The organism is Hydrogenispora ethanolica, assembly GCF_004340685.1.
GTDB lineage: Bacteria > Bacillota > UBA4882 > UBA8346 > UBA8346 > Hydrogenispora > Hydrogenispora ethanolica.
Map to the genome: position 1 here is coordinate 1 of NZ_SLUN01000074.1, position 3,718 is coordinate 3,718.

A 3,718-nucleotide genomic window follows, 5' to 3' on the forward strand; every position below is an offset into this window, starting at 1 on the left:
GTCTTTCCTTTTCTTGTTGTTACGGTCATTATATCTGGTTATTCCCGGTCAGGCAATTCCGTCAGCTTCTTGTCCTTTTAGTTTGGCGGAAACAGGAAAGCTGACGGATATGCTCTTTGGCAATGGGATCAACAATCATTATTAAGATTGTTCTTTATAAGATCATGTAAGTATAGTATAGCGGATATATCCTTCCCAAGTTTAACATAGCTTATGAGTTAGGCAATGCTTGGTTATCAGCAACCGGAACCTTGGCGCCAACCGATACCATGGCTCAAGCAGGCCAGGGTATGGTATTAGGCATTCAAAGCATTAGGTTGGAAGATATGGTCGGAATTATTAGCGATTAATAGGTGCAACCATCACAGATCATTTTTATAATCTGCAGCTTCCAATAGCCTTTACGTTTTTTAGCGGCAAAAACATGTTCCAATTATCTCCAGCGGAGTATTTGTAGCTATAGGGCTGATTATTTCATTTATATGGAAGTAAATTACAGCAGGCTTGATTTTCATTATCTTTTGTTTTAATGAATAAAGGCTTTGGAAGGCCACTTTATTAATAAAGGGAATGCAGAGAGAAGAATATTGTATAGATCCATCAAAATAAGTTTTAGAAAGACTGTTGGAAAGTGAACTTCTCCCTAAAAATAGACACAAGATTAAGCACTTTTTCTACGGTTTTCAAAGTTTTTTGGAGTAAAATAGCCAATCGAAGAATGAAGACGATTTTGGTTGTAATCAATCTCGATAAATTCAAAGACTTCACGTTTAGCTAGGATTCTAGCAAGATAAATTTTATCTCGAATACACTCTGTTTTTTGCGTACTAAAGAAACTTTCCGTTGGGGCGTTGTCCCAGTAGTTGCCCTTACGATTCATTGAGCAAGTAATTCCATATTTTATCCTGCCGTTTTTAAAGCTTCTTCCCTATGTTTGCAATGATTTGTGACTTTTTTGAGGAAGGCCTACATAGTTCTTTTAAAACTTTATTAATCAGTTTTTAAAGATTTAAAAAGTTTAGCAGGAAAAAATTTAATCACATCGAATACTTTTTTAGATGAAAAAACTAAGTTGGATAAATGGAGTAGTTATGAAAAAGCTTGGAGCTGCTAGCAATAGCAGGGATTTAAAAATTTTAAACCGGATTCTCGTATTGAATACCATTCGCAAATATGGGCCAATTGCCCGGTATGAAGTTTCTGAAAAAGTCGGTTTGACGCCTCCCACGGTGACGGTTATCGTTAACGAGTTTCTGAAAAATGAAATCGTCACTGAGATTGGATGGGGGGAATCGAGTGGCGGCAGAAGACCGGTTATGCTGGAACTGAATTCCCGTGCGGGATATATTTTCGCGGTAAGAATCCAACAGGGAGAGCTTGTCACAGCGATTTTAGATTTGACCAGCAATATTCTTGAAAGCCGGCATCAGAAATTAAATACCGCCAATCCGGAGGACGTGGTTCTGTCGATTGAGGCTTCATTGGAGTCTTTATTGGAGGATGTCGGAATTTCGCGTGCCAAGATCCTTTATTGCGGAATTGCCTCGCCGGGGTTAGTCAATCCTGCGCTAGGGCTGGTGGAACTGTCATCGAATTTGGCATGGCATAATGTTCCATTTGGAAATATGCTTTCGGAATGTCTGAAAAACATTCCTGTTCATATCGAAAATCTTTCTAACGCGGCGGCTTTGGGCGAGAAAGTGTATGGGAGCGGGAAAAGCTGTCCCAATTTAATTTATCTTAATCTGTCGGTCGGCATTGGGGCAGGCATTATTATCAATAATGAAGTTTTTGGTGGCGCCAAGGGTTATGCGGGTGAAGTAGGGAAAACCGAGACCTTCATCAATGGACAAATCCGATGCTTCGAAGATGTATGCGGTTCCAGAGCCGTTTTAGATAGAGTAAAGAGTAATATTCCGGATGAAGTTTTTGAAAGTTGCCAATTGTCAAAGAACCGACTTACGATCGGCGATCTATTTTTGGCTCCACTCGTGGATATTCCGGAGATAAAAAAGATTATCAATGAAACCGGTATGGTGATTGGCATGAAAGTCGCGAATCTCATCAGCATTTTCAATACGGGAATGGTGATCCTCGGGGGAGAACTCGGCCGGGCCGGGGACTTATTATTGGACATTGTAAAAAACACGGCCAGAGAAAACACGATGCCCGAAATGTTTGATTCCGTCCAGATCATCAGTTCTACAATGCAGGAAGATCCACCATTGATGGGTGTTTATGCCTTGGTTTTAGAGAAAGTATTCAATATGGGGCTTTTGACTGCCGAATCAGATATTTGACCATGGCGATGGGGGGATCGATTGAGTGAAAAAATTGTGACGCATTAGGAAGGAGATTTGGATGTTTACGGTTTTACTCAATGGTAAAATTATTACACCTTTCCGCAGGATTGACAGGGGTGCGGTGCTAATTGAGAATGATCACATTAAAGAATTTGGCGCGATGGATAAAGTAACCATCCCTGAAGGTTCACGATTGATCGACGTTGGCGGAGCCTTTATCAGCCCGGGCTTTATTGATTTGCACCTTCATGGCGCCTGGGGCGGCGATGTTATGGGCGCTACAACCGCTGATTTGTTAAGAATGGCCCAAGGCGTGGTAAAAGGCGGGGTGACTTCGTTTTTACCGACGACTTTATCCGGACCCTTGCCGGACATTGTAAAAGCGGTTGATTGTATCGGGCGGGCCATGCGCATGGATATCCATGGCGCCAAGATTTTGGGAGCCCATTTGGAAGGTCCGTATTTCAGTTTAGAGCAAAAAGGTGCTCAAAATCCATTATATATTATTAATCCCAAGCCCGAAGATTATCTGCCGTTATTTGATAAATATCCCTTTATTATCAGAGTTTCGGCCGCTCCTGAGTTGGATGGGGCGCTGGAACTGGGGCAGGAACTAAAAAGGCGGGGCATTGTCGCGTCGATTGCTCATTCAAATGCCAGTTATCAAGAGGTCCTGCAGGCCATCGAACATGGTTACACCCATGCGACGCATATTTTCTCCGGAATGTCCACGATAAAAAGGGTGGATGCCTACCGGGTGGCCGGAGTTGTCGAATCCGTACTGGTTTTGGATGAGTTGACCACCGAGATGATTGCGGATGGACATCATTTACCTCCAAGTTTAATGAAACTGGTTCTTAAAACCAAGGGGATCGACAAAGTTTGCCTGGTTACCGACTCCATGAAAGCGGCCGGTCTAGGTCCGGGCAGGTATGAATTGGGTGGACTGGATGTCCTCATTGAGTCCGCGATTCCGGAAGTATTTGAAATCTCCACTCAGGAACGGAACTACGTGGCGAAATTGGCTGACCGAAGCGCTTTTGCCAGTAGTGTCGCGACCATGGACCAATTAGTAAGAAACATGGTAAAACACGTTGGATTAAACATCGTGGATGCTGTTAAATTGGTTACTTGCAATCCTGCCCGGATGCAAGGGATCGACCACGAACGGGGGGCGATAGCGGAAGGAATGAAGGCGGATATTACCGTTTTTGATGAAAATGTGGATATCCATTTAACCATGGCGGAAGGGGAGATTGTTTACCAAAACGATTGAGGAAGTATGGATTTTTTAAATTGGTTCAGCATCATGATTAATTGGGGTTCGCTGAACAGAGAAAAAAGCCTTGATAATACTAAGTTTAAGAGCTATTTGTGGTATAATAGATCCAAGGAAAACAGCGATAAAAGAACAA

Annotated in this window: 2 protein-coding genes and 1 pseudogene; 2 read left to right on the top strand and 1 reads right to left on the bottom strand. The window is 42.6% G+C overall.

The annotated features are described in order from the left end of the window. Nucleotides 1–661: 661 nt before the first annotated feature. Nucleotides 662–886, bottom strand: a pseudogene (locus EDC14_RS27870) (integrase core domain-containing protein); the annotation flags it as partial. Nucleotides 887–1,091: 205 nt separating this feature from the next. Here EDC14_RS27870 and EDC14_RS26275 point away from each other — a divergent pair. Next, nucleotides 1,092–2,300, top strand: a complete 1,209-nt coding sequence (locus EDC14_RS26275) for an ROK family protein (protein WP_165908348.1) — start codon at nt 1,092–1,094, stop codon at nt 2,298–2,300. Nucleotides 2,301–2,361: 61 nt separating this feature from the next. Beyond that, nucleotides 2,362–3,579, top strand: coding sequence for an N-acetylglucosamine-6-phosphate deacetylase (gene nagA / locus EDC14_RS26280; protein ID WP_132018349.1), 1,218 nt, complete (start codon nt 2,362–2,364; stop codon nt 3,577–3,579). The last annotated feature ends 139 nt before the right edge of the window (nt 3,580–3,718 follow it).

What these genes read in the sequence shown, in the direction of transcription:
- EDC14_RS26275 (WP_165908348.1), top strand. Translation starts at nt 1,092, where the DNA reads ATGAAAAAGCTTGGAGCTGCTAGCAATAGCAGGGATTTAAAAATTTTA.
- nagA (WP_132018349.1), top strand. Translation starts at nt 2,362, where the DNA reads ATGTTTACGGTTTTACTCAATGGTAAAATTATTACACCTTTCCGCAGG.